This is a genomic window from Luteimonas dalianensis (assembly GCF_049339425.1).
In the GTDB taxonomy this organism is placed as follows: domain Bacteria; phylum Pseudomonadota; class Gammaproteobacteria; order Xanthomonadales; family Xanthomonadaceae; genus Luteimonas; species Luteimonas dalianensis.
Genome location: NZ_JBMPPO010000005.1, coordinates 70,989 through 94,418, shown reverse-complemented (window position 1 = coordinate 94,418; position 23,430 = coordinate 70,989). Strand labels below are relative to the sequence as shown.

The following is a 23,430-nucleotide window of genomic DNA, read 5'->3' as shown; positions in this document are numbered from 1 at the left end:
AAGCCAAGATGGACGAGAACAAGAAGCGCGCGCTGTCCGCCGCCCTGAGCCAGATCGAGAAGCAGTTCGGCAAGGGCTCGGTGATGCGGATGGGCGACGGCACCGCCCAGGTGGTCGAGGCCATCCCCACCGGCTCCCTGCAGCTCGACCTGGCGCTGGGCATCGGTGGCCTGCCCAAGGGCCGGGTGGTGGAGATCTACGGGCCGGAGTCCTCCGGCAAGACCACCCTGACCCTGCAGACCATCGCCGAGTGCCAGAAGCAGGGCGGCACCGCCGCCTTCATCGACGCCGAGCACGCGCTTGACCCCACCTACGCGGCCAGGCTGGGCGTCAACGTCGACGACCTGCTGCTGTCCCAGCCGGATACCGGCGAGCAGGCGCTGGAGATCGCCGACATGCTGGTGCGCTCAAACGCGGTGGACATGGTGGTGATCGACTCGGTCGCAGCCCTCACCCCCAAGGCCGAGATCGAGGGCGAGATGGGCGACCAGCTCCCCGGCCTGCAGGCGCGCCTGATGAGCCAGGCCCTGCGCAAGCTCACCGGCAACATCAAGCGCAGCAACTGCATGGTGTTTTTCATCAACCAGCTGCGCCACAAGATCGGCATCATGATGCCGGGCCAGAGCCCGGAGACCACCACCGGCGGCAACGCGCTGAAGTTCTACTCCTCGGTGCGCCTGGACATCCGCCGCATCGGTTCGATCAAGAAGGGCGACGAGATCATCGGCAACCAGACCAAGATCAAGGTGGTCAAGAACAAGATGGCGCCGCCGTTCAAGCAGATCATCACCGAGATCCTCTACGGGCAGGGCATCAGCCGCGAGGGCGAATTGATCGACATGGGCGTGGACGCCAAGCTGGTGCAGAAGGCGGGTGCCTGGTACAGCATGGGCGATGAGCGCATCGGCCAGGGCAAGGAGAACGCCCGCCAGTACCTGAAGGACAATCCCGAGGTGGCCGCGCGCCTGGAAGCCCAGATCCGCGAGCAGCTGATGCCCGAGCCGGTGGCTGCCGCCGATGAAGAGGCGGAAGACGCGGAGGCCTGAGCGCGTTGACCGGCCAGCCGCGCCGCAAGCGACCCGAGCCCAGCCCCGCCCAGCGGGCGCTGGGCCTGCTGGTGCGGCGGGAACATTCGCGCCGCGAGCTTGAACGCAAGCTCGCGGCGCGCGGCGTGGAGCGGAATGAGGCCGCCAGGGCCATCGACCTGATGTGCGAGCAGGGCTGGCAGGACGACACGCGGTTTGCCGTCAGCCTGGCCCGCAGCCGCGCCGGCAGCGGCTACGGCCCGCTGCGGATCCGCCAGGAGCTGGAAATGCACCAGCTCGACGCCGGCGCCGTGGACGCCGCGTTCGAGGCCTTGGCCGAGGATGGCGAGGATGACTGGGCCGGGCGGGCGAGGGCGCTTGTGCAGCGCCGCTACGGCCCGCTTGAAGACGCCGACCGCGCCCGCCGCCACAAGGCGGCCGAGCACCTGCTCCGGCGCGGTTTCGACGTGGAAACCGCACGCCGGGCCACCGGCTTCATGGCCGACGACTGAAATCCGGCCCGGCGCGGCCCCGGCGGATCCCTGCGGGCCGGCCACCCGCGGCGTGCTCCTGTTAACCTAACCGGTTCATACCCCGCAACCGGGTTGTCAGCTCCACGCCATGGCCGCATCTTGGATGGGCCCGGCGCCGGATTGGCGCCCTCCACGCCTGCCGATTCCAAGATGAAGACCACTTCCGACATCCGCCGGGAATTCCTCGATTTCTTCCGCGAACGCGGCCACACCGTCGTGCCGTCCGCCTCGCTGGTGCCCGCCAACGATCCCACCCTGCTGTTCACCAACTCGGGCATGGTCCAGTTCAAGGACGTGTTCCTGGGCGCGGAGAAGCCCGGCTACGTGCGCGCGGCAGACGTGCAGCGCTGCCTGCGCGCCGGCGGCAAGCACAACGACCTGGACTCGGTGGGCTACACCGCGCGCCACCACACCTTCTTCGAGATGCTGGGCAACTGGTCGTTCGGCGACTACTTCAAGAAGGAGGCGATCGCCTGGTCGTGGGAGCTGCTGACCCAAGTGTGGAAGCTGCCGGCCGATCGCCTGCTGGCCACCGTCTACCACACCGATGACGAGGCCTACGCCATCTGGCGCGACGACATCGGCCTGCCGCCCGAGCGCATCATCCGCATCGGCGACAACCACGGCGCGCCGTTCGCCTCGGACAACTTCTGGCAGATGGCCGACACCGGCCCCTGCGGCCCCTGCAGCGAGATCTTCTACGACCACGGCGCCCACATCCACGGCGGCCCGCCCGGCTCGGCCGACGAGGACGGCGACCGCTTCATCGAGATCTGGAACCTGGTGTTCATGCAGTTCGACCGCCAGTCCGACGGCAGCCTGCAGCCGCTGCCGGCGCCGTGCGTGGATACCGGCATGGGCCTGGAGCGCCTGGCCGCGATCCTGCAGGGCGCGCACAGCAACTACGAGATCGACCTGTTCCAGAAGCTCATCGCCCGCACTGCCGAACTCACCGGCACCGAGGACCTGGCCAACAAGTCGCTACGGGTGATCGCCGACCACATCCGCGCCAGCGCCTTCCTGGTGGTGGACGGCGTGCTGCCCTCCAACGAGGGGCGCGGCTACGTCCTGCGCCGGATCATCCGCCGGGCGCTCCGCCACGGCTGGATGCTCGGCGTGCGCGAGGCGTTCTTCCACCGCCTGGTGGAAACCCTGGACGAGCTGATGGGCGAAGCCTATCCGGAGCTGCGCGCCCAGCGCGGGACGGTCGAGCGTGCGCTCAAGGCCGAGGAGGAGCGCTTCGCCGAGACCCTGGACGCCGGCATGAAGATCTTCGACGAGATCGCCGCCCGCAGCGGCGGCCAGATCCCCGGCGCCGATGCCTTCCGCCTCTACGACACCTACGGTTTCCCCTTCGACCTTACCCAGGACATCGCCCGCGAGCGCAACCTGGACGTGGATCAGGTCGGCTTCGAGCAGGCCATGGAGCGCCAGCGCGAGACCGCGCGCGCCGCCGGCAAGTTCAGCGGAGGCCTGACCCTGCCGGCCGAGCTGGTGGCGCAGCTGCAGCCGACCCGGTTCCTGGGCTATGAGGAGATCCGCGCCGACGGGCTGGAGGTCGTGGCCCTGCTGCGCGACGGCCGCCCCGTGGAGGCCATCGAGGCCGGCGACGAGGCGGTGGTGCTGCTCGACCGCACCCCGTTCTACGCCGAGTCCGGCGGCCAGGTCGGCGATGCCGGCACCCTGGTTGGCGCCGAGTCCCGCTTCGAAGTCGACGACACCCGCAAGCTGGCCGGCCAGTTCCACGGCCAGCTGGGCCGCCTGGCCGCGGGCAGCCTGCGCGTGGGCGACCACGTGCTGGGCGCGGTGGGCGACCTGCGCCGCGGCAACATCGTGCTCAACCACAGCGCCACCCACCTGCTGCACGGCGCCCTGCGCGGCCTGCTGGGCACCCACGTGCAGCAGAAGGGCTCGCTGGTGGCGCCCGACCGCCTGCGCTTCGACTTCTCGCATTTCGAGCCGGTGACCCGCGAGGAGCTGGCGGAAGTCGAACGCCGGGTGAACCGCGAAGTCCGCGCCAACCACCCGGTGCTGATCCGCGAGATGGGCATGCAGGAGGCGCTGGACGCCGGCGCGCTGGCCCTGTTCGGAGAGAAGTACGGCGAGCGGGTGCGGGTGGTGAAGATGGGCGAATCGGTGGAGCTGTGTGGCGGCACCCACGTGGGTCGCACCGGTGAGATCGGGCTCTTCAAGCTGGTCTCCGAGGGCGGCGTGTCCGCCGGCGTGCGCCGGGTGGAGGCCCTGACCGGTGAGGCCGCGCTGGACTACGTGGCCACCGGCGAGGGCGAGCTGCACCAGGCGGCCGGCCTGCTGGGCGGCACCTCCGGCGAGGTTTCCGGCAAGCTGCGCGTCCTGCTGGAGCGCCAGAAGAAGCTCGAGCGCGAGCTGGAAAGCCTCAAGGCCAGAGCCGCCAGCGGCGCCACCGCGGACCTGGCGGATCGCGCCCAGGACGTGGGCGGCATCAAGGTGCTGGCCGCGCGGCTGGAGGGCTTCGACGCCAAGGCGCTGCGCGAGGCCGTGGATCAGCTCAAGGACAGGCTCAAGGACACCGTGGTGATCCTGGCCGGGGCCAGCGACGGCAAGGCCTCGCTGGTGGCTGGCGTGGGCGGGGCCGCGGCCGGCAGGGTCAAGGCCGGGGACCTGCTGCGCCACGTCGCCGAACGGATCGGCGGCAAGGGCGGCGGGCGCCCGGATCTGGCCCAGGGGGGAGGGCCGGACGGCCCTGAGCTTGCCGCCGCCCTCACGGAAGTGAACGAATGGATAGCGGAACGCCTCCAATGACGGCTGTGTGACTTCTTACCTACTCACCAAGCGTCCTGTGACCGGTATCATCGCCGTTTGACGTTCTTGAGAAAAAAGGCGGCGCCGCGGGCTGGACTGTCCCGGGCTTCGCCGCTGGTGGGCTTTGCCGCCAGTCCATGGAGAGTTTTATGTTGATTTTGACGCGACGCGTGGGTGAGACCCTGATGATCGGAGACACGGTCACGGTCACGGTCCTGGGCGTCAAGGGTAACCAGGTCCGCATCGGGATCACCGCGCCCAAGGACGTTGCCGTCCACCGCGAGGAGATCTACCAGCGGATCCAGCGTGACGAGGCCCCCGCGGCCACGGCGGAAGAGCCGTCTGACGACTGAGGGTTTGCGGCAGTCCAAGCGAGCCGGTATCCTTTCGCGCCTGCCCCCGGAAACAAGTGGTGCCGGGGCAGGCCGATACGGAGAGTTGCCCGAGTGGCTGAAGGGGCTCCCCTGCTAAGGGAGTATAGGGTTTATAGCTCTATCGAGGGTTCGAATCCCTCACTCTCCGCCATCCTCAAGCAGGCGCAAGCGCGCCAACAGCGTTGACGGATGGTGGCAAACGTTTCATAATTCCGCTTCTGCGCGCCCGTAGCTCAGCTGGATAGAGCACCAGGCTACGAACTTGGGGGTCGGAGGTTCGAATCCTTCCGGGCGCGCCATCTACCAGAAAAAAGCCAGCCTTCGGGCTGGCTTTTTTCGTATCCGGCGGCTGGCCGAAGTGAAGTCCGGCAGCCGCCTCCGCGTGGAGGCTAGAATGCCCCCATGATCCGCTCCCCCGCGACCACCCGGCGCATGGCATGGCTGGCCCTCGTGGCCGTGATGCTGATGGCCGTCGTGCCCACGGTGAGCCGGATCACTGCATCCCTCGCGTCCCACGCCGGCCCGGTGCTGATGGAGCTGTGCACCACGGCCGGGCGGGTGATGGTGGACGTGTCGCCGTTCATTGGCGAACAGAAGCAGGCGCATGCGATGGCCGACATGGGCCACGCCTGCGACTACTGCGCGCTGCTGCCGCCGCTGCAGCTGCTCCTGCTCGCCCTGCTCGTGCTGTTGCTGCGGCCGTCGCTGCGGCAGGGGCCCCGCCACTACCAGGTCGTGCTGCGACCCGTGCGCAACCTGCGCGGGCTCGGCTCGCAGGCGCCTCCGCTTCCGCTCTAGACCACAAGCCCTTCTTTCCCGCGCGGCCGCCCGGCTGCGCCCTTGTGCTTTGGAGCCGACATGTCGATCCGTGACCGCGCGACGATGCGTTCGTCGTGCCTGTGCGTGGCCGTGTGCGCCGCGCTGATGCTTCCCCTTCCTGCCCTGGCCGAGCCGGCCGATGATGAGCCGCACCACCGGCATTTGCCTGCGGTGGTGGTTACCGGCGAGGCCCCGTCCTCGCACCTGGTGTGGGAAACCGATCCGCGCCTTCCGCGCCAGCCGGTGCCCGCCAGCGACGGCGCGGACTATCTGAAGACCATCCCCGGGTTCACCGCGCTGCGCGGTGGCGGCACCAACGGCGATCCGGTGCTGCGCGGCATGTTCGGCTCGCGCCTGAACCTGATGGCCAACGATGGCGCGATGGCCGGCGCGTGCCCGTCGCGGATGGACAATCCGCTCTCCTACGTTTCGCCCGACACCTACGACCGGCTGGTCGTGATCAAGGGGCCGCAGACGGTGCTGTGGGGGCCGGGCGCGTCGGCGGGCACGGTGCGCTTCGAGCGCGATGTCGACCGCTTCGACGCGCCGGGCGTGCGCGCCCGGGGCGCACTGCTGGGCGGCTCGTTCGGCCGCAACGACCAGGTGGCCGACCTGGAGGCGGGCGTGCCGTCGGGCTATGTGCGGGTCAACGCCAACCGCTCGGAGTCCGATGACTATGAGGATGGCGATGGCAACGCGGTGCATTCGTCGTGGGAGAAGTGGAACGTGGACACTTCGCTGGGCTGGACGCCGGACGAGGACACCCTGCTGGAGCTGTCCATCGGTACCGGCAATGCCGAGGCCCGCTACGCGGGACGCGGGATGGACGGCTCGATGTTCAAGCGCGAGAGCTACACGCTGCGGTTCCGCAAGTCCGGTTTCGACGGGCCGCTGGAGTCGGTGGAGGCAAGCGCGTACCACAACTACGCCGACCACCTGATGGACAACTACAGCCTGCGTGATCCCAATCCGGAGGGATCCATGCCGATGGCGATGGGCTCCAACGTCGACCGCCGTACCCGGGGCGGGCGCATGGCCCTTGGCTGGGCCTGGTCGCAGTGGGAACTGGCGGCGGGCATGGACGTGCAGGACAGCCGCCACCGCAATCGCAGCGCGATGGGCCGCGACAACCATCGCAGCCAGCCGCGGGTCACGGATGCGACGTTCGACAACCTGGGTGTGTTCGGTGAGCTGACCCGTTCGCTCGGCGATGGCGGCAAGTGGGTGGCCGGCGCGCGCGTGGATCGGGCCGAGGCGACCGATGAGCGGGCGACGGCCGGGATGATGGGCATGCCCAACCCCACCGTCGGCATGACCCGCGAGGAGACGCTGCCGTCGGGCTTCGTGCGCTTCGAGGGCGTGGCGGATCAGGTGCCGCTGGGCTGGTATGCCGGCATCGGCCACGTGCAGCGCATGCCGGACTACTGGGAGCTGTTTTCCCCGAACATGGGGCCGATGGGCGCGGCCAACGCGTTTGCCGGGGTGGAGCCGGAGCGCACCACCCAGCTGGACGTGGGCGGGCAGTGGCGCGGTGAGCGGTTCGATGCCTGGGTGTCGGCCTATGCGGGGCGCATCGACGACTACATCCTGTTCACCTATTCCGAGGGCGGGATGATGGGACAGATGTCGTCGGTGGCGAACGTGGATGCGCGCATCGGCGGCGCGGAGGCGGGGGTCGAGTTCCGCCCGGCCGAATACTGGACGGTTGGCGCCAACGTGGCCTACGCCCGCGGCGAGAACCGGGAGACCGGCGCCGCGCTGCCGCAGATGCCGCCGCTGGATGCGAAGTTCACCCTGAACTACGACGACCGGCGCTGGAGCATGGGCGTGCTGGTGCGGGCGGTGGCGTCGCAGGATCGCGTGGCCGAAGGGCAGGGCAACGTGGTCGGGCGCGACCTGGGGGCCAGCGGCGGCTTTGCCACGCTGGCGCTCAACGGCGGCTACCGGTTCAATGCGCAGGCGCAGCTCACCGCGGGGATCGACAACGTGTTCGATCGCACCTACAGCGAGCACCTCAACCTGTCCGGGAGCGCCGACTTCGGCTTCCCCGCCGATCCGGTGCGCATCAACGAGCCGGGGCGCACGCTGTGGGTCAGGCTGAGCCTGGCGTATTGAGGAGGAAGGCCATGAACCGCAGGTTTGCAATCGCGGTGCTTGCAGCGGCGGTGTTTGCCGCCGCGGCCTGCACGCCGGAGGCAGGAGCGCCGGAACTGGCCATGCAGGTATCGGAGCCATGGGCGCGCGCGGTTCCCGCCGCTGCGCCCGTGGCCGCCGGCTACCTGGTCATCCGCAACCGCAGCGGCATCGACGACAGGCTCGTGGAGGCCCGCAGCGCGGCGGCGCAGCGGGTGGAGATCCACGAGATGCGGCACGAACAGGGCGTCATGCGCATGCGCCTGATGGAAAACGGCCTGCCGCTGCCGCGGGGCAAGCCCGTGGCCCTGGCGCCGGGTGGCTACCACCTGATGTTCATCGATCCCGGGGATGACTTCGTTGAGGGACGTCAGGTGCGGGTCACGCTGGTGTTCGAGCGGGCGCCGCCGATGGAGGTGGACATGGAGGTGAGGCCCGTTGGGACCACCCGGGATTCCGGCCACCATTGATGAGCGGCCGCCCATGTCCGGCGATCCCGAAGTATCCAGCGGCTCGGGTACGGCCGGGCGATGGCGCGTGGCGGGACAGGTTGCTGAACAGGGTCGGGTACGCGGCGTTTGATGCGCGGGTGGATCCAGCGATACTGCACGCATGAACGCCGTCACCGTGACCGAACTGGTGCCGCAGCTGGGCGAGCCCGAGCTCGACCGGCTGCGCCACGCGCGCGAACTGCTGGAGAACCCCGGCCTGGCCGCGCAGCTGGCCAACGCGGTGGGCGCGCCGATGGAATACGTGATGGCCCGGCGCCTGCCGGCGTCGGTGACGAAGCTGATCGACAGCACCACCCGCAAGGCGCTGGAGCAGTCGCTGCGGGTGGCCACGGCGACCCTGCGCAAGGGCAACGGCCGCCCGGCCGCGCGCAGGCGCACGCATACCTTCGCCGCGGCGGCGGCCGGCGCCGCGGGCGGCGCGTTCGGCTTCACCGGGCTGGCGGTGGAGCTGCCGATCACCACCACCATGATCCTGCGTTCGATCGCCGACATCGCCCGCAGCCACGGCGAGGACCTGCAGGATCCGGCGGTGACGCTGGCGTGCTTCGAGGTGCTGACGATGGGCGGGCGCAGCACGTCCGACGACGGCGCGGAGTCGGGATATTTCGCCGCCCGCGCGGTGCTGGCGCACCAGGTGGCGGCGGCGGCCGAGTACATCGCGGTGCACGGGCTGGCGGCCAACGGCGGGCCGGCCATCGTGCAGCTGCTGGCATCGGTTGCTTCGCGCTTCTCGGTGAAGCTGGGCCAGAAGGCGGCGGCGCAGGCGGTGCCGGTGGTGGGCGCGGTCAGCGGGGCGACGCTCAATACGCTGTTCATGCGCCACTTCCAGCGGATGGCCGAAGGCCACTTCACCGTGCGCGCGCTGGAGCGCAGCCACGGCGCGGTCGCGGTGCGCCAGGCGTACGACGCGCTGGCGGCGTAGCCGCAAGGCGCGGCCGTCAGTCCTCGCGGCGGCCCGGGATCCGGAAACGATGGCGTTGGCGAAGCGGCGCACCTGTGTTCAGGCGTCATGCGCATCGACAGTCCGGTCAGGGCGCCGTCCTGCGTTCTGGGAGGGAAGGGCCGGCTACCCCGGCACTCCTCCACCGCGGGCACTCCTTGCATCCAGCACCCACTCCCCCGGCCACGCTCAGGACTCTGTCGTACCCGACGGATGACCGGTTTTTGCCTGCGAGTTGATGAACGTCCTCCACCTGACCCTGTCCTACAGCAATGGCGGACGGCGCGAGGCGATCGCCACGCTTGCTGAAGGCCTGAGCGGGCTGGGCGTTGGCAACCACCTCGGGTGCCTGGAGGAGTTCGGCTGCAGCCCGGACCAGCGCGCCATGTTCGCGGGCAGCTTCACCCTTGGCCGCAAGGGGCTGTTTGACCTGGGCGCATTGCGAAGGCTGGGCGCGTACTGCCGCGAACATGCGATCGACGTTGTGCACGCGCACGACGCCGCCAGCGAGGCGACGGCGGCGTTGGCGATGCCGTGGCGCGGGCCGTCGCTGCTGATGACGTTCCACCGCAGTCGCAGCTTCGAGACCGCGCGTTTTCGCGACCGCCTGCGCAATGCAGTGGTGGGCCTGCGCGTGGGCGCGGTGGTCACGGCGTCCGAGGAGCGCCGCCGGCACTACATCGAGCGCAACTACTGCGCGTCGGGCAAGGTGTCGTGCATCCCGCTGGGCATCGACCTGGCCAGGTTCGCGCCGGACCCGGCGCTGCGCGCGCGCACGCGCAGCCTTGTGGGAGCCGGGGAGGGCACGCTGCTGGTCGGTACCGTCGGTCACTTCGGCGCCGACAAGGGCGTGGACCTTGCGATCGGCGCCTTCCAGGATTTCATGCGCCGCACGCCGGGACGCGACGCGCGCATGGTCGTGCTTGGGCGCGGAACCCCTGCGGATACGGAGGCCCTGCGCGCGCTGATCGCGCCGGATCTCGTCGACCGGATCGTGTTCGCCGGCTTCCAGGCCCGTCCGGAAACATGGTTCCCCGGCTTCGACGTGGTCCTGCACGGCGCCCGGCGCGAGGCCTTCGGGCTGGTGCTGGCCGAGGCGCAGGCGTGCGGTGTGCCGGTGGTGGCTGCCAGGGTCGGCGGCATCCCCGAAGTCGTCATCGACGGTCTCACCGGATGCCTCGCGCCCGTGCCAACGATCGATGCTCTGGCCGAGGCGCTCGACGGACTTGTGGCCGATGAAACCATGCGCCTGGCGTGCGCGGAACGGGCGATCGAACACGCGCGCCGGCAGTTCAGCCGGCGACGCTATGCAGAGGACTACCTGCAGGCCTACCAGCGGCTGTAGGGGGGATGTCCGATACGCGCGCGGTCTGCCGTTGTTCCAGGGAGTCGCATGCAGCCTGCCGCCACTTCGGGAAGGAATACCCTTGATCCTCGACTATTTCGACCCATCAGCGCCCGACGTCTACCAGTGCGACGTATGCGTCATCGGCGCCGGGCCTGCAGGTATCGCGATCGCCAGCGCATTTGCGCACAGCCCTTTCAGCGTCTGCGTGCTCGAAAGCGGGGGGCTGGAAAGCGAGCGCAGGACCCAGGCGCTCAACGAGGGCGAGTCGGTCGGCCCGGTCGAGCTGGACCCCGCGATGTGCCGCTTGCGCGCCCTGGGTGGAAGCTCGAGGCTCTGGGGCGGGGGCTGCGTGCCGCTCACGCGCCTGGACATGGCCCCGCGCGACTGGGTGCCGTCGAGTGGCTGGCCGATCGGGTTCGAAGAGCTCGTGACCTGGAGCGAGCGCGCCAGGCCGCTGTTCGACCTCGACAATGGCTACGGTATCGGCGACGGCGGCTTTGACGGCACCGGCCCAGGGCCTGCGCTGCCCCTGTGTACCAGGCAGGCGGTCCAGCGCATTTGCTTCATCAGCCCGGTGCTGTTCCAGTGCCGGTACAGGACGCTGTTGGAGGACGCCCCCAACATCACGCTGGTCCTGCATGCCAACCTCATGGACCTGGCGGCCAGCGACGACGCTGGACAGGTGCAGGCCGCGACGATCGGGAACCTGGCCGGCCGCCGCGGCACGGTGCGGGCGCGCCACTATGTGCTGGCAGCCGGCGGAATCGAGAACGCACGCCTGCTGCTGCATTCCAATGGCGTCCGGCGCGGGGGGCTGGGCAACGACAATGACCAGGTCGGCCGCTACTTCATGGATCACCCCCGCTGCGTCGGGGGGCGGATCGTGGACGGTGACTTCGATGCGCTGTTGCAGCCATACCGAGGCCAGGTCGCGCGGAAGGGCCAGGCGCTGTACCCCGTGCTGGCGCTGGCCGACGACGCGCAGTGCGAACTGGGCGTGCTGAACGCGCGCGCGCGGCCGATCCCGGTCCCTGCAACTCCCGCCGGCCTGCAGGCGCTGCGCGAGCTGCGCGCGACCTTCCGCCGTGCTGCCCCCGGCGACGGGGAAGGCGTGGAGCAGGAGGTGGACCGCGCGCTCACCGCCGGCCTGCCGGTGACGCTGCAGCATGCGCCCCGCGACAATGCGCTGCGCGCGCGCCTGGCCCTGCGCGTGGGCAGGAATGCCGGGCACGTGGCCGGCGCCATAGCACGCCGGCTGCGTCGTCGGCCGGTGGACACGTACCGGCATGCCGAGCTGATGATCTACTTCGAACAGGCGCCGAATCGGGAAAGCCGGATCACCCTCGCCGAATCGCGCGACGCGCTGAACATGCGCAGGGCACGGGTGGACTGGCGCTTCACTGATTTGGACTACGCCTCCTACCGGACCGCGGCCACCGTCCTGGGCCACGACGCGGCCCGCTGTTGCAACGGTCGCTTCGAAGCCGAGCCCTGGGTGGACGATCCGGCGTTGCGGCCCCCCCTCGTGGGCACCGCCCACCACATCGGCAGCACGCGCATGGCGGTTCGACCCGAGGACGGCGTGGTCGATCCCGACTGCAGGATCCACGGCATGGACAACCTGCACGTGGCGGGAAGCTCTGTGTTCCCCACCGGCGGCTGGGCCTTTCCCACCTTCACCATCGTGGCGCTGGCCTTGCGGCTCGCCGACCGCCTGCGCGAGCGCCTGCAAGAACCGGCAGGGTATTCGTAATGCGTATTGAAGATGGCAATCGATTGCAAAGCGCAGCCACGCGGCTGCTCTGGCTGTGCGCGCTGGTCGTGCTGCCGGGGATCGCCAGCTGCGGCAGCGTGGTCAGTGGGGAGGGTGGCCAGGCAACGGCCGCCGGGCAATCCGCACCCCTGCCGCCGCGCACCATCCGGCTGACGGCCAATGCCGATGTGGACGAGCGCGAACTCGTCAGCCTGGGCATCCCCTTCGCACCCGGCGAACTGGCCGACGCCTCGCAGGTGAGCATCGTCGATGCCAACGGAGCCGAAGTCCCGGCCTTCGTGAAGCCCACCCTTTACTGGCACTGGCTCGACGGCAGCATCCGCTCGGTCAAGGTCCAGTTCTTCGCCGATCCCGGCCGGACGTACGCATTCCGCTTCGACAGCGACCGCACGAAGTCCATTCCCGAAGAACCATACGACCGCGGCACGCGGCCGGGAAAGATGGATGCACCGGTGCCTCGCGTGATCGCCACGCTCGATCCGCAGTGGCTGGTCCACTCCCGTGTTGCCGGCCCGCAGCTGGTCCATGACGGCAAGCGGCCCTATGACCGTTACATCGACCGCCAGTGGCGCTGGGCCAGCGACGTGCCCTACGAGGGGCAGCATGCGTTCCTGTTCGACCGCGCGTCGGTGGTGGGCCTGCAGTACGTGCGCAACGGCCGGCCCGAACATTTCGCCGAGTTCTACAACGCCGCGACCTTCTATCTTTCGAAGATCAAGACCACGGGTCGTGGTGGCGGCTGGCCCGACTGCACCGGCGGCTGGGAGTTCGACGGAGCCAACCCCTGCGACACCAAGTACGCCTACATGACCCCGCAGCTGCTGCTGGTGGCGCTGGCCGGTGACGACACCCGGATCGACGCCGACACCGTTCGGCACATGGTGGCCAACCAGGTGAAGGGAGGCTGGTCAGGGCCCCTGGGGCCGTACATCGGCGCGGACCAGTCGTGGACCGAACGCCACACCGGGCTCGCGCTGGAGCACCTGGTGTCTGCCTGGGAACTCACCGGCTCGGCGGCGGTGAGGCAGCACATCGACGACCTGCTGGGCTGGCTGTACGCGCACCAGCAGACGCCGCCGGGGGGCGATCCCGTCACCGGCGCCTGGACACATTCCTGGCAGGCCCACGAGGGCAGCGACTACGATCCGGCGAGCGACGTCCGCGGCGGTTCGCCATGGATGAGCGCGAATATCGTCGGCGGGCTGTGGCGCGCGTGGCTGGTGACCGAAGACGAGCGCATCCCGGTGATGCTGCGCGATTTCGGCCGCTATCTCGACCGCCATGGCTTCGCGCCCGAAGATCTGGCCGGCAGGTGGCGTTCGAGCTGCAATGCTGGTGGCGTGGTCGGCTGGTACTTCTCTTCGGGCATCGCCCCGCTTGAGCAGGTGGTCGCGATCCAGGAAAACGAAGGCTACGGCTCCGACACCCACAACCCCGAACTGCTGATGGCGATCGCCGCGGCGCGTTACTTCGACACCGACCCGCAGTGGCGCGAACGCCTCGAACGCCGCGCCGAGCAGGCCGCGCGCTACCTCAATCCCGACTGTGCGGCGGTCTCGCACACCGCCCGTGCATTCAACTGGCAGAATCGAAACCCGGAGTTCACATGGTTGCTCGCTCAGTAAGGTGGCGGCATCTCCTGGTTGTTTCGCTGCTGCTGGCCGCAGCCGGGGCCGGCTGCGAGGTCCGTGCGGTGAGTGCGCTGACCTTCGTCAACGAAGCCCACTTGCGCGTAGACGCGCTGCACGACTCGGCCTACCGCTTCGACGCGGTGTTCGTCGATTTCAACAGCGACGGTTGCCCGGACGCGTTCATCCTGTCGCATAGTGACCTGGGTGCGACTTCGCGCCTCTGGAACAACCGCTGTGACGGCAGCGGCAGCTTCCAGTACGTGCCGAACAGCGACGCCAGGTATTTCATCGACGGCGAGCCGATCCTGTCCGGCTGGATCACCCGGCTGGACTTCAATGGCGACGGAAAGCAGGACTTCTGGGGCCGTCCAGGGGGCTTCGTGACGAGTGCCCGCTACGTCAACGGTTCGACCGCCGGGGCCTTCGTGCCCCGTTTCGACAGGAAGGAAGAGGGCTGCAACGGTTACTGCGCATTCGGGGATTTCTCCGGAGGCGGCAACCTGGAGGTCGTCAACGAAGGCCGGCTGGTGACGGATGTCATAACCGGGGCCCAGCTGTGGCCAGCGTCCGGCGCGAACGCGCCCCATGTGGTCGGGGACGTCACCGGCAACGGCTGGCCGGACATCGTGCAGCCCGGCAACGGCGGGTACTGGCGTAATGACAGCGGCAACCTGACGTGGGTCGACGTGCCTGCGTTCTCGGGCGGCAGGAACATGCAGATCCTGCTGGCCGACTTCGACAATGACGGTGACCTGGACCTGTTCCTGCTCGACGGCCCGAAGTTCAGCGACAGCACGCGGGGCCTGCTCTACCGGAACAACGGCTCGGGCGGCTTCGCCGACGTGTCCGCCGGGTCGGGGCTGGCCAATGTTGCAGCGAGCGACTACGGCAACATCATCGCCGCCGACTTCGACAACGACGGGTTCCAGGACCTCCTGGTCTCAGGAGTGTCCGACTCCGTCCGGATCTATCGCAACAACGGCGACATGACGTTCACCGCTTCCACGGCCACCCGCTTCGGTCCGTCGTCCGGGGACACGCCGGGTGGATGGGAGACAGGCGTGCCGCGCGCGGATGTCGCGGACTTCGACAACGACGGTCGCCTGGACATCGTCAGGACCCAGTTCCAGAGCAACCTCGGCCTGTGGCGCAATTCCACCGATACCGGGGGCTGGCACTGGATGAAGGTGCGCGTGCGTGGCGGTGGCGGCAACAGCGATGGTGTCGGTGCCAGCGTGCGCTGGTACCGACCGGGCACGGGCACGCTGGTCGCGCACATGCCGGTCCTGGTTGGCGAGCAGCATCCGCAGACCCATCTGCACACCGGGCTGGGCGGGCATCAGCTCGTCGACCTGGAAGTCCGTTTTCCCAATGGGGGACCTGTTCATCGTTTTCCCAACGTGGCAAGCGACCAGGAAGTCATCGTCTACCGCAACGGCTGCATGCTGACCGGGTGGAGGCCCGGCAATGGCTGGCCCTTGCGGGCGCCGGTGGACTGCGTCTCCGCGATGCCCGCGGCGCTCCTGACGCCCCTCAACGGCTCGCGTCCACCTGTTCCGTCCCACGGGCGCCAGCCCGGTGAAGGTGCTTGATGGCTATTTCGACTGATTTGACGACACTGCCCGGATGCCCCGTCTGTTCCAGCCGCCGCCTGGCGGTGCAGCCCACACCTGGGAGATGGATCGGGCCAGAGGTGTTCGAATCCCTGCGTGGCCGGATTGGACTGATGAATTGCCGGGACTGTGGACTGGACTTCGTCAACCCACGTCCATCCTCGGCGCTGTTGGGCCTGTTCTACGCGGGTAACACCTACGATTGCCATGAAACCGGTGGCTCTGCCTCGGCCGGCGCGAGTGCCGACTTCCTGCTCTCCCGCGTGCTGCCGTGCCTGCCCGCAGGCTGCCCTCGCAGCGTGCTGGATTATGGCGCCGGGGGCGGGGGCTTCTTGCTGCACATGCGCGCGCTGAACTGGGAGACCAAGGGCATGGAGCCTGGACGACGTGGGCTTTCGGCATGCCGCGCCGCCGGGCTGGATGTCACCGACCAGGTCGATGAGTTGCCGACGGGGGCCTACGGCCTGGTTACGTTGCATCACGTGTTCGAGCATCTTGAGCATCCCGGTGAGGTGCTGGATACAGTGCGCAGGGTACTGGCGCCGGGCGGTCGGCTTTTCATCGAAGTCCCCAATCGTGCTTCCTTACGTGCACGCCTTGCGTGGCCGGTATTGTCGCGACGCATGCGCATCGATGAGCGCCATCGTGCCTATCCCATCCATCTGGTGTACCACGACGTGCGTACGCTGACCCGCGTGCTTGCAGACAACGGCTGGAAGGTCGAAAAGTCATTCACGGTCGGAATGGGACTGGACGAGTACCTGGTCAATAAGCCTGCGCGGGATGCTCAGGCTGCCGCCCGGCCCGCGGCAAGGACCACGCCTCCGGAAACAGCGGCATCCCCGGCGCCATCGGCCAAAAAATATGCGCGCTCACCGCGTCGATTCCGCCGACTGGTACGCGACGCTTATCTGCGCATGGGCCTGGGTGAGAATCTTGCAGTCATCGCGCGGCCTGATTGACGTCGATGAGTGGGCCTGGGCGAGGACATCAAGTGGCCCTGCCAGGCAGTACCTTGCGCTTGAGCGTCCTGAGCGTGCCGCCAAGCCAAAGGTCGTCAATCTGCTTGAGCAGCTGCTTCCCACGGTAGCGTCGCAGCCGCTTCTCCAGCTCACGGACGGCGATGGCATTGCCCACATCGCGCGCCAGCCGGAGATTGTCGTCCCAGTCGATGTAATGGGTGTCGTTCTCGATCGGTGCCAGGTCGAGTTCGGCGTGGTCGGTCAGCGGCTCGAAGTTGCGGCTGCGCAGTCCGGCGAGGGTCAGCGCCATGCGGAAGCGCAGGCACTTCTCGCACGTGCCGCAGTTGAGACCGTCGTCCTGCCAGCAGACGCGGATCCGCTGGAGCAGGAAGTCGTCCCTGGCCACTTCCAGCAGCTTTTCGTGCCTGCGATAGCCGCAGCCGATGTGCTCGATCCGGACCCGGTCCGATGAGCACAGCGGGTCGGTCAGCGGGTGCGAACCGTGCGGGGCCAGGTCGTCCCAGGCGGCGCTTGAACTGATGCTGATTACCGGGATGCCCAGGGCATTGGCCACGCTTCCCAGGCCGCAGCACTGCGCGACGTCCCAGCCGATGCCCGTGCGCGACAGGCCGCGGATGAAGAAGCGCACGTTGCTCTCGATCGCAAGCAGGTTCTTGCCATAGTTCCAGGCAATCTCCATGTTGGCCGCGAGGCACTGCCGGTAGAGCGCATCCTGGTCCAGGCGCATGTCGATGCCGCGGACATAGACCAGCGTGTCGATCGATGCGCCGAATCTGTGCAGGCTGTGGCAGGCATCCAGGCCGCCGGAGAAGAACAGTGCGCGTCCGCGGCTGGACGCGGGCGGCTCGTCGGGCCTCGTCTCGACATGGATGCCGACCTTGCGATAGCCGGGGTACCAGACGGCGTAGATGTCCTGCAGCAGATCGAGGTTCGCGAGGAACCCGGCCGGTGCGGACAGGCCGTCCGGGATCACGATGTCACGGGCCTGCTCCATGGCGGGCACCAGCATCGCGCACAGGAACGGCTCTGCTCCCGGGACGAGTCCCAAGGGCGAATCGGTGCGGAAGTAGAGCTCATGGCCGTCCACCCTTCCCACGAGCCGGGTGCTTCCGGCGTCCTGCTCCAATGCGTGGTCTTCGAGGACGAGCTGCCTGGCCCGCGCCATCGCCGTACTTCAGCTGAGATCGTGGCTGCGCTGCGGCGGGACGCCCGCCGCCAGCAGCCGCCGCGATGCGGCATCGGGGTCCGGCAGCGGGTCCCAGTCCCTGCAGAACAACTTTTTGGCGACCTGGGTGGCGCGGTTGGCGACGCCGATCGGCGCGCCGAACCAGCGCGCGGCCAGGAAGGCCTTGCGCCGCACGACCCAGTTGTACATCGCCTGCTCGGAATAGAAGTTGTAGCCCCAGCGCCTCTCGAAAAGCCGCGACGAGGGCCCGGTCAGTCGGCGCCCCCAGCGGTAGAAGAAGTAGCGCATGTCCGAAAGCGCCATGCGTGTGCCAAGGTTGTCGAAGTGGATCACCGACTTCGGTTCGACCACCATTGTCCGCTCCATCGCCGCGACCTGCAGCGAGATGTCCAGGTGTTCGCGGATCACCATCGAGGGCAGTTCGATGCGCCGGAACAATTCGCTTTCGAACAGCACGCAGTGCAATTCGAATGTCTCGGTCTGCGAGCGCTCCTGTGGGAGGTCCGCAACCCCGGTGCGCCGGAAGTGCTTGTGCTCGATCAGGTAGGACGTGCCCTCGACGTCGACCACGCGCAGTTCCCCGGTGTAGAGGTGGTTGCGCAGCGGGGCGCCGCGATCGACGCCTTCGCGCTCCAGAATCAGTGGCGTGACCACGGCGTGGCCGTCGCGCATCGCCTGCAGCAGCGGTGGCAGCCAGCCTTCGGTGACCCGCGAGTCGTTGTCCAGCAGCACCACGGCCGGGGTGTCGCCCACGAGGTGCTGCACCTCACGCAGTCCGTCCATCGGCGTGCGCAGGCCGAGCTCGAAGAAGCGGGCTTCAGGATGGTCGCGAAGGCGCCTGCGCACCGGTTCGATCACCTTGGATGGATAGCCCAGGTCCATGATCCACAGCCGGAACGGCTCCTGGGTGTGGCGGTACACGCTGTCGACGCATTCCTCCAGGCCGGAATAGCGATCGCGCGGGGTGATGACGATGGTGACGGCGGGGGTCATGACTGTGTTCTCCGGGATCCGTCGGGCAGGGGAGGTCAGCAACGCTTGCCGAATGCGTTGCGGGCGTAGTGCATCATGTAGTACGCGCTTTGCGCCGGGCCGAGGTCTTCGACCTCGCGGTAGATGCGCCATTGCCAGCGGACGGCGCGCAGCTTGTTGCTGGAAACCGAGCCCTTGCGCACCAGGTACCAGGCCAGCGGCCCGTCGCCGTCAGCGCGGACCGCGTGGCCGGCGCGCCGGACGAGGTCGAGCCAGAACACATAGTCCTCGTGGCCGATCCGGCGGAACCGGCCGTCGCCGCCGAGCCGCGTGCGGTCGTAAATGCCGGTGCAGTTGCCGATGTGGTTGCTGTGCAGCATCTCGCGATGGGTGATCTGCGCAGGCGGCGTGACCACGCCGAGCAGGGCGCCGTCCTCGGCCACGCGCTGATAGCTGGAGTAGGCGATCGTTGCCGCGCGCGCCTCGAGCACCTCGATCTGGCGGCCGAGCTTGTCCGGGTGCCACCAGTCGTCGCTGTCGAGGAAGGTGACGTAGCGGCCGCGTGCGAGCTCGATGGCGTGGTTGCGCGCGGCCGCTACGCCGCGGTTGCGGCCGCCCCGCACCAGGCGCACGCGGGCGTCCCCGCGGGCGTAGTCGTCGACCAGGTCCGCACCGCCGTCAGTGGAGCCATCGTCCACCACCACCAGTTCGAGTTCGCCGTAGGATTGCGCCAGCACCGACTCGACCGGCCGGCGCAGGTAGCGTTCGGCGTTGTACAGCGGCATGACCACGCTGACCTGCCGAGCCCCGGATGCGGCCGCGCTCATGCCGTGGCCCTCTCCGGGCGGGAGACCAGCCAGGCGTTGAGCGTGGCCAGGATGTCGGGCGACTTGGCGGCGAAGGCGGGCGCCAGAGGCGGCTTGCCGTGCGCCAGGCGCTGCGCGGTAGCGGCGTCGGGCGCGGCGACCTGCTCGAGCACGCGCTGGCCGGCACGTCCGTAGAGCCTGCGGAAATCGTCCAGGCGCAGCCGGTTCATGTACATGTAGCGGTTGCCCGCGAGCAGGCCGAAGGCGCGCTCGCCGTACTGGAGGAAGTTGATCGGCCCGATGCCCTGGTCGGAGTGCGAGAAGTGATCGCTGAAGTCGATGTAGTGCACCAGCAGCCCCTTCGCAGACAGCAGCCGGCTCCCTTCGCGAAGTATCGCTTCCAGCACCGGGCCGGGGATGTGCTCGAACACCTCGTAGGAAACGTGCAGGTCGATCACGCCGTCCTCGAGTTCGACGCGGGCGGCGTCGCCGGGCGAGAGATAGCGGATTGAACAGGTGTCCAGCAGCCGGTCGAGATTGAAGTCGTCGGCAAGCGACAGCAGCTTCCGCAGGCGCGCGTGGACCAGGCGTTCGCCAAACAGCGCCTCCACCCGTACGCGCTCGTCGCGGATCTGCCGCAGGTCTTCATGCACCAGCTCCGGCCGCAGGTAGGGATTGAGGTCCACCGTGGTGATGTCCTGTGCACCTTGCAGCCACAGCGACAGCGGCAGGTTCAGGCGCCGGCCGGTTCCGACCTCCAGCACCCGCGCATCGGCGACGCGCAGGCCGTTGTGCTCTGCGCGTTCGGCCACTTCGATGCCCTGGCGCAGCTTGTCCTCCACCGAGATCGCGCGCAGGCCGCCAAAGCGCCTCTGGATCGCGTAATAGACCTGGTTCGACAGCGGGTCGGGCAGCAGGGCGACCGAATTCTGGATCCCGGCCTTGATCATCCAGTGCATGCCACCTCCTCTTTGCCCGTCCGTTCCCGCTGCTTGCGCCCGCCCGCCCAGGAGGCCGCCGGCGGGGGCAGGATGAAGTCGCGGTAGTCGTTCGGGTTGCCGTCGTGGCCGGCCTCGGCGGCCTTGATGATGTTGAACATCTCGCGCGAGCTGACGTAGTGCAGCACGTGGCGCTCGCCGTCGTTGTACTGCTGCTCCAGCTGCGCATGCATCGCGTCGATCGCCGGGCCGAGGACAACCTCGGCGTCCTCCTCCGGGGCACCGTGGGTGTGGATCTTCACGAACAGCCAGTCGGGCCGGCCTTCGACATGGATGCCCGCGTCGATCCAGCCATCCACGCGCGCGGGCGTGGGCGGGTAGTTGGAGCGGATCTCGGCGTTCTCCACACGCGGCACGAAGCCATGGCGGCGGTCGTCCCAGTTCAGGCCCAACGGCCCCTGGATCAGGAGCAGGTCGCCTTCGGTTCGGCGGCCGGCACGGGCAGGGGTGCCGGTGTCGTGCGACCCCGGCATTTCCGGATCGTCGGTGGCGTAGTAGATCGAGTTGATGATCCGGGTCTGGGTCGGGCTTGGCGCGGATGGCATGGTGAAATCGGCATAGCAGCCCAGGTCCCGCAGCAGGGCCAGCTCGTTGTTGAGCCCGCACCACCTGCCGTCGGGGTTCGAGTTGTCCAGGCACCAGTTGCCGTGGATGAACCCGAACATGAGCTCGCCCGTATCCGGATGGCGTGGCAGCGCGCCATGGCGTTCGTGCAGCAGTTTCTTGAAGCGGGTGATCGTCTCGCGGAAATTGGCCTCGGTGTCGTTGTCGTGGTGGATGTGTACCTCGATCTCACCGTAGCCATCACGACACAGCAGCTCCAGCTTCTCCAGGTGTTCTTCCAGGTACTCTTCTTCGGGATAGAAGAACACGTGCTGGGGCGGGCGTCCGTCGGCGTCGCGATGGCGCTCGGCGAGCGCGCGATAGTCGCGGCACCAGCGGTCCACCCTCGCGCGCTGCACCTCCAGCGGCGGCCGGCCGTGCATCGGCTCGAAGTGGTCGACGAAGCAGAACATCAGGTGGGTCGGGCCAGCCACCGCCGGCCGCTTGCGGCAGCGCAGGTAGGCCGGCAGCCAGATCTGCATGTTTCGGGCGTGGATGAAGCGCCAGGCAACCAGGCACGCAGCGGCCACGAGCAGCGCGGGGACCGCGAGGATCGCCAGCAGAACAGACTGTGGTTCGGCGGCCAATGTCATCGTGCACCCGGGGCCGGCAGCAGCGACAGCAGCTGCTCGGCGTTGTGGCACCAGCGCCGCTCGCGCTCGACGTAGGCGCGGGCGATGGCCCCGGCGCGCGCGCGCTCGTCGGGCCGGTCGACCAGGGACAGCACGCGCTCGACGCAGGCATCGAGCTGCTTGCGGGGGAACAGCCAGCCGCTCGCGCCGTCTTCGACCACCTCGGACACGGGGTCGTAGTCGGGGGCGACCACGGCCACGCCCATCGCCATCAGTTCGAACAGCTTCATCGGCGAGCCGTATTCGTTCGAATCGGGAAGGAACGCGTAGTCCATGCAGGCGATCCACTCCGGAATCGTGTGGTGGGCAACCCGGCCGGGAAGCAGGACGCGGTCCTGTAGGCCGCGTTCCATCACCTCCCGACGCACCGCTGGCAGGTCGGCGCCGTCACCGACCAGCAACAGGGTTAACGCAGGAGTCTCCTGGAGCCGGTCAAGCATGGCCTGCACGAACGTGGGCAGGCCGTGCCAGTAGGCGAAGGCACCGATGTGCCCGCAGACCACGCGTCCTTCGAGCCCGAGCTTGCGGCGCAGCGCCTCGCGGTCGTGGCTGCCCGGATCAAAGCGCGCGTCGACCGCATTCGGCGATATCACCGACGGCGGCAGGTCGCCGTAATGCGCTGACAGCAGCCGCTGGAAGTGCGTGGAGATGAACACCAGGCCGCTGGCGCGGGTCAGGCACCAGCGTTCGATGCTCCGCGCGAGCCGGCGCAGGTACAGCGGCCGCACGCGCTCGACCATCGCCGAGTCGTTGATCTCCAGGATCATCGGGATGCCGCGCCTGCGGGCCATCCACACCGTCGCGAACAGGAACAGCGAGTAGCGTTCATAGATGAAGGCGGGCCGGAACGAAGCAATCGCCCGCTCCATGCGCCACAGGGTGACGAGGTTGTAGGCGAGCTCCGCGAACTCGAAGGCCACGCCTGGAAGGCGCGATGCCAGGCGGGCGAGGGGTCCCTTGCGGGGTTCAAGCGTTCCCTCGGGTTCGCGCTCCGGATCGGCGCCCGGGAACGACATTACGCGCACCTCGTGGCCGAGCTCGCGCAGCGCGCCGACGATGCCGCGGATGTGCACGCCTTCGACGTTCCGGCCCGCGGTGCGGTGGTGGTAGAGGACCTTCATGCGCGCTCTGCCGGCATTGCGCGCAATGCATAGCCCTGGGCGCGCCACGCGGGCAGCAGCCCGGCGAGCAGCGCCACGGTGTCGTGGCTGTCGTCGTGCATCAGTACCACGTCGCCCGGGCGCGGCGGATTGGCGTGCACCTTCTCGAGCAGGGTCGCGGCCGGCAGGCGTTTGTAGTCGTTGCTGTCGTAGGACCAGAGCGCGATCGTGCGGCCGGTCCGGGCGAAGCGCAGCAACAGGTTGCGCGGCAACTTGCCGAAGGGCGGGCGGAACGGATGCCTGGCCCTGCCGTCGTAGGCTTCCAGGCAGGCGTCGGTGCGTGCGATTTCCTCCATCTGCGCGTCAATCGGCATGCCCGGCATGCAGGGATGGCTCCAGGAGTGGTTGCCCAGCTGGTGGCCCTCGTCGACGATGCGCCGCACCACCGCGGGATGGCGGTCGATGAGCTCGCCGATCAGGAAGAAGGTCGCGGTGGCGCCATGCTGTCGCAGCAGGTCGAGGATCGCCGGTGTGTGGTCGGGGTCCGGGCCGTCGTCAAAGGTCAGGTACAGCACTTTCCCGCGTGCGTGGGCGCGCGTGGTCACCAGGCGCGAGGGCAGCAGGCCAAGCAGGCGGGTCTTGTGTGAGCGCGGTTGCATGCTTGGGC

General features: G+C 68.6%; 20 protein-coding genes and 2 tRNA genes. 15 read left to right on the top strand and 7 right to left on the bottom strand.

What is annotated here, in order from left to right; translation table 11 throughout:
* Window positions 1-8 precede the first annotated feature (8 nt).
* From recA to ACOZ90_RS08610, 15 genes are all read left to right on the top strand, one after another.
* Window positions 9-1,046, top strand: coding sequence for a recombinase RecA (recA, locus tag ACOZ90_RS08680; protein ID WP_422893261.1), 1,038 nt, complete (start codon window positions 9-11; stop codon window positions 1,044-1,046).
* The gene (locus ACOZ90_RS08675) at window positions 1,043-1,537 is read left to right on the top strand and encodes a regulatory protein RecX (RefSeq protein ID WP_422893435.1); all 495 of its coding nucleotides are present in this window, start codon (window positions 1,043-1,045) and stop codon (window positions 1,535-1,537) included. The genes recA and ACOZ90_RS08675 overlap by 4 nt, the downstream gene beginning before the upstream one ends.
* 171 nt (window positions 1,538-1,708) lie before the next feature.
* Entirely contained in the window at window positions 1,709-4,339 is a 2,631-nt protein-coding gene (gene alaS / locus ACOZ90_RS08670) for an alanine--tRNA ligase (protein ID WP_422893260.1), read from the top strand.
* 149 nt (window positions 4,340-4,488) lie between these two features.
* Window positions 4,489-4,692: a carbon storage regulator CsrA gene (gene csrA / locus ACOZ90_RS08665; protein WP_422893259.1), complete on the top strand. Its 204-nt coding sequence runs from the start codon at window positions 4,489-4,491 to the stop codon at window positions 4,690-4,692.
* A gap of 79 nt (window positions 4,693-4,771) precedes the next feature.
* Window positions 4,772-4,864: transfer RNA gene (locus ACOZ90_RS08660), tRNA-Ser, on the top strand.
* Window positions 4,865-4,935: 71 nt separating this feature from the next.
* Window positions 4,936-5,012, top strand: a tRNA-Arg gene (locus ACOZ90_RS08655).
* A gap of 103 nt (window positions 5,013-5,115) precedes the next feature.
* On the top strand, window positions 5,116-5,511 hold the full coding sequence (locus ACOZ90_RS08650; RefSeq protein ID WP_422893258.1) for a DUF2946 family protein: 396 nt from the start codon (window positions 5,116-5,118) through the stop codon (window positions 5,509-5,511).
* Window positions 5,512-5,571: 60 nt separating this feature from the next.
* On the top strand, window positions 5,572-7,647 hold the full coding sequence (locus ACOZ90_RS08645; RefSeq protein ID WP_422893257.1) for a TonB-dependent copper receptor: 2,076 nt from the start codon (window positions 5,572-5,574) through the stop codon (window positions 7,645-7,647).
* Between the two features lie 11 nt (window positions 7,648-7,658).
* Window positions 7,659-8,135 carry a copper chaperone PCu(A)C gene (locus ACOZ90_RS08640; RefSeq protein WP_422893256.1) on the top strand — a complete coding sequence of 159 codons (477 nt, stop codon included), beginning with the start codon at window positions 7,659-7,661 and terminating at the stop codon, window positions 8,133-8,135.
* Between the two features lie 142 nt (window positions 8,136-8,277).
* Window positions 8,278-9,099, top strand: coding sequence for an EcsC family protein (locus ACOZ90_RS08635; RefSeq protein WP_422893255.1), 822 nt, complete (start codon window positions 8,278-8,280; stop codon window positions 9,097-9,099).
* A gap of 256 nt (window positions 9,100-9,355) precedes the next feature.
* A complete protein-coding gene (locus ACOZ90_RS08630) occupies window positions 9,356-10,462 on the top strand; it encodes a glycosyltransferase family 4 protein (RefSeq protein WP_422893254.1) in 1,107 nt (368 codons plus the stop codon).
* Window positions 10,463-10,544: 82 nt separating this feature from the next.
* Window positions 10,545-12,218 (top strand): GMC oxidoreductase, encoded by a 1,674-nt coding sequence (locus ACOZ90_RS08625; RefSeq protein ID WP_422893253.1) that lies wholly within the window; start codon window positions 10,545-10,547, stop codon window positions 12,216-12,218.
* Window positions 12,218-13,864: a hypothetical protein gene (locus ACOZ90_RS08620; protein WP_422893252.1), complete on the top strand. Its 1,647-nt coding sequence runs from the start codon at window positions 12,218-12,220 to the stop codon at window positions 13,862-13,864. Before ACOZ90_RS08625 ends, ACOZ90_RS08620 begins: the two co-directional genes overlap by 1 nt.
* Window positions 13,846-15,462 (top strand): FG-GAP repeat domain-containing protein, encoded by a 1,617-nt coding sequence (locus ACOZ90_RS08615; RefSeq protein ID WP_422893251.1) that lies wholly within the window; start codon window positions 13,846-13,848, stop codon window positions 15,460-15,462. Before ACOZ90_RS08620 ends, ACOZ90_RS08615 begins: the two co-directional genes overlap by 19 nt.
* A 101-nt stretch (window positions 15,463-15,563) precedes the next feature.
* Window positions 15,564-16,445 (top strand): class I SAM-dependent methyltransferase, encoded by an 882-nt coding sequence (locus ACOZ90_RS08610; RefSeq protein ID WP_422893250.1) that lies wholly within the window; start codon window positions 15,564-15,566, stop codon window positions 16,443-16,445.
* A 28-nt stretch (window positions 16,446-16,473) separates the two neighbouring features.
* Here ACOZ90_RS08610 and ACOZ90_RS08605 read toward each other — a convergent pair whose 3' ends face one another.
* The 7 genes from ACOZ90_RS08605 to ACOZ90_RS08575 are packed head-to-tail and all read right to left on the bottom strand — an operon-like array spanning window position 16,474 to window position 23,422.
* Complete coding sequence (locus ACOZ90_RS08605) at window positions 16,474-17,631, bottom strand: hypothetical protein (RefSeq protein ID WP_422893249.1); 1,158 nt, start codon at window positions 17,629-17,631, stop codon at window positions 16,474-16,476.
* Window positions 17,632-17,640: 9 nt separating this feature from the next.
* The gene (locus tag ACOZ90_RS08600) at window positions 17,641-18,645 is read right to left on the bottom strand and encodes a glycosyltransferase family 2 protein (RefSeq protein WP_422893248.1); all 1,005 of its coding nucleotides are present in this window, start codon (window positions 18,643-18,645) and stop codon (window positions 17,641-17,643) included.
* 35 nt (window positions 18,646-18,680) lie between these two features.
* Complete coding sequence (locus ACOZ90_RS08595; RefSeq protein WP_422893247.1) at window positions 18,681-19,451, bottom strand: glycosyltransferase family 2 protein; 771 nt, start codon at window positions 19,449-19,451, stop codon at window positions 18,681-18,683.
* Window positions 19,448-20,389 (bottom strand): methyltransferase domain-containing protein, encoded by a 942-nt coding sequence (locus tag ACOZ90_RS08590; RefSeq protein WP_422893246.1) that lies wholly within the window; start codon window positions 20,387-20,389, stop codon window positions 19,448-19,450. The genes ACOZ90_RS08595 and ACOZ90_RS08590 overlap by 4 nt, the downstream gene beginning before the upstream one ends.
* Window positions 20,377-21,618: a hypothetical protein gene (locus ACOZ90_RS08585; protein WP_422893245.1), complete on the bottom strand. Its 1,242-nt coding sequence runs from the start codon at window positions 21,616-21,618 to the stop codon at window positions 20,377-20,379. Before ACOZ90_RS08585 ends, ACOZ90_RS08590 begins: the two co-directional genes overlap by 13 nt.
* 2 nt (window positions 21,619-21,620) lie before the next feature.
* On the bottom strand, window positions 21,621-22,784 hold the full coding sequence (locus tag ACOZ90_RS08580; protein ID WP_422893244.1) for a glycosyltransferase: 1,164 nt from the start codon (window positions 22,782-22,784) through the stop codon (window positions 21,621-21,623).
* Window positions 22,781-23,422 (bottom strand): polysaccharide deacetylase family protein, encoded by a 642-nt coding sequence (locus tag ACOZ90_RS08575; protein ID WP_422893243.1) that lies wholly within the window; start codon window positions 23,420-23,422, stop codon window positions 22,781-22,783. The genes ACOZ90_RS08580 and ACOZ90_RS08575 overlap by 4 nt, the downstream gene beginning before the upstream one ends.
* Window positions 23,423-23,430: the final 8 nt, after the last annotated feature.